Origin of the sequence: Actinosynnema sp. NPDC023658, from assembly GCF_040639995.1 — a bacterium.
Lineage (GTDB): Bacteria > Actinomycetota > Actinomycetes > Mycobacteriales > Pseudonocardiaceae > Actinosynnema.
In genome coordinates, this window is record NZ_JBFAAX010000669.1 from 1 (window position 1) to 3,144 (window position 3,144).

The 3,144-nt window shown below is 67.8% G+C and carries 1 protein-coding gene; it reads left to right on the forward strand.

The genetic code is table 11. The features are described 5' to 3' along the window. Positions 1-785 precede the first annotated feature (785 nt). Positions 786-3,144: condensation domain-containing protein (locus AB0G02_RS32900; RefSeq protein WP_360802048.1), on the forward strand; the 2,359-nt coding region annotated here is incomplete at its 3' end.

Sequence of the window (3,144 nt, forward strand, 5' to 3'; positions counted from 1 at the left end):
CCGGCGTGCCCACCGCGCCTGCCGCGGCACCCGGGCGACAGCGCGACCCCGGTCGGCGGAAGAGCTTGCTGGAAGTGAGCGCCGGCCGCGGAACAGCGTATTTCCGGGTGAATGCGGCCGAGGATCGCCCATCGGACCCAATCCCGGTGTAGGGCCGCGGCGCTGTTCGTCGGCCGCCGGTAGGTCTTTCCGGCTGATCGTCGGCGGGCGAGCCGGGGTTGCGGCTTTCTGGATCGATTGGGTTCCGGGATATTAGCAGCGGTCCGCGCGGGCTGCTCGTCGCGCTTCGTCTGCAGCGATCAAGACCGAAGTCGGACGGCCCGTGAGCTGTACACGGCCACCGGCTCGATTTTTGATCATCCAATAAAATTCGGCGTTGACTTCGAGGAAGTCGTGTATGAGCATAATCGTTGCTCGACCGGCGGTGGGATGCGGGGCGAGCGTGATCAAAAATGGGGAAGTTGATCAGCAGTAGGGGGACGAAGACCTGAGGGGGATGGTCTGTTCGGGGTGCTCACGGCGCGGCTGACCGCTGCCGTGGACCTCTGGTTGTCGTGACGGCCGACCACGACAAATCGGATCCATCACGGATGTTCTGCGCGGCGCGGTAACGCGTCGGGCATTGGGGTGGATTGATCCTCTTTCGCGTGTGCACGCCACGGATGTGCACGCCGTGGTTTTGTGCAATTCACCCTGTCTGCATGTCATCACGCAGCTTGAAGGGAGCTCACGTGAGTCCAGCTCGCGACAGTGCCGCCGGGGATCGGAAACAGTCGCTTGCCGACATGTTGGCCCGCGCGCGTGCCAAGGTCACCGACGGACCGCGTCCCCGCCAAGACCGCAACAACGTCCCGCTGTCCTATTCGCAGAACACGTTGTGGTTCGTCGACCAGTTGAGCACCGGTCTGACGACCTACAACGTCCCCTTCCTGTTCCGGCTCGAAGGCGAGCTGGACGTCGACGCCCTCACCGCGGCCGTCACCGCCATCATCCGGCGCCACGAGGCCTTGCGCACCTACGTGCTGGTGGAGAACGACGAGGCCTTCCAGGGGATCGTCGAGGATCCCGAGGTCCTGATCGAGCAGTCGTCCGCGTCGTCCGAGGACGAGGCGCGCGAGGTCATGGCCGGGCTGGCCGAGACCGTGCTCCGGTTGACCGAGTTCCCGCTGTGGCGGTCGAAGCTCGTCACCGTGCGCGATGACCTCCACTACTTCGGTTTCGTCGTGCACCACACGGTCTTCGACGGCGTCTCGACGGCGATCTTCTTCGACGAGCTCACGCAGGAGTACAACGCGCGGCGGGCCGGCGCGGAGCCCGAGGTGCAACCGCCCGCCGTCCAGTTCGCGGACTTCAGCGAGTGGCAGCGCAAGCGGATCCAGGCGGGCGCGTGGCAGACCAGCGTGGACTACTGGTCGGAGACCCTGCGCGACGTCGAGGTCATGGACATCCCCGGTGACCGTCCGCTGCCGACGGAGGTGACCTACGCGGGCACGGCTGAGGTGAGCACGTGGGAAGGGGTGGCGGCACAGGTCAACCGCCTCGCCTCGTCGCTGTCGACCACGCCGATCACCGTCTACGCCACCGCGATGGCCATGCTGTACCACCGGTACTCGGGGTCCGAGGACGTCATCTTCGGCATGCCCAGCGCCAACCGGTCCGAAGTCGAGTGCGAGCGGACGATCGGCTTCTTCATCAACATGCTGCCCCTCCGCTCCCGGGTGCGGCCCGACGAGACGTTCCGGGAGTGCCTCGCCGGTGTCCAGCAGCGGTTCCGCGGCGCCCAGTCGCACGGCTACCTCCCGCTCGAGGAGATCATCGCCTGCGCGCGCGTCCAGCGGGATCCCGCGCGGTCGACGCTGTTCCAGTACACGCTGACGATGAACGAGTGGGCCGAGCCGCTGCACCTCGACGGGATAGCCGCGGTCGAGATCGAGCCCGACACCACGCGGGCGAAGTTCTTCCAGTCGTGGACGGTCACGCAGAAGGGCGCGGACCTGGAAGTCCACACGGCGTACAACACCGACATCTTCGACCGGGGCACGATCGACGCCATGCAGCGGACCCTCGTCGGGATCCTGCGCAGGGCGATCGCCACGCCGGACGCGACCGTGCGGGAGTTGTGGGCGCACGACGAGGAGTCCCGGGCCGTGCAGGCGAAGCTCGGCGTGGGAGTCGAGGTGCCCGCGCCGACCGGCAACGTCTTCGCGCACTTCTGCCGGGTCGCAGAAGCCCACGACGAGCGCCTCGCCGTCAGCACCCCCGACGAGCAGCTCACCTACGGGGAGCTGCGCCGGCGGGTGGACGTGCTCCGCGCCCACCTGGCCGCGGCCGGGATCGGCGCGAACGACCGGGTGGGCGTCGCGCTCACGCAGTCGCCCGACTTCCCGGCGACCGTGCTGGCGCTGATGGCACTGGGCGCCGTCTACGTGCCGATCGACGCGATGAACCCGTCCGGCCGGATCGAGGCCATCATCGACAACGCCGACCTGCACAGCGTGATCTGCGATTCGACGACGGCGGGGATCTCGCCCGCGCTGGAACGCCGGTTACCCGACGGTGGCGAGGTTCCGCGGGACGTGCCCGAGGTGGTGCCCGGCGAGGACGCGGTCGCGTACCTGATGTACACCTCGGGCAGCTCCGGCACGCCGAAGGGCGTCCTCATCAGCCACAACAACATCCTGGGGTTCATCCGCAACGTCCAGGCGCTGTTCGAGCTGGACCCGCAGGACCGGGTCCTCGGTTACGCGTCGTGCGGCTTCGACGTCTCGATCTTCGAGATGTTCAGCGCGTTGCTGACGGGAGCGTCGCTCCACCTCGTGCCGTCGGCGGTGCGGCTGGACATGGCGGAGGTCCAGCGGTTCCTGGAGGACCACGAGATCACGGTGACCGACTTGCCGCCGTCGGTCATGAAGCTGCTCGACCCGGCCCCGCTGACCGACCTGCGCATCGTCTTCGTCGGCGGCGAGGCGTTCTCCCACGAGCTGGTGCGGGCGTGGGGCAAGGGCCGTCGCATCTTCAACGGGTACGGCGTGACCGAGTGCACCGTCACCAGCATCGTCGAGGAGCTGGAAGAGCCGTTGCCGCCGGGCGCACTGCCCATGGGCGGCCCGATGGACAACCACACCGCGTACGTGCTCGACGAGG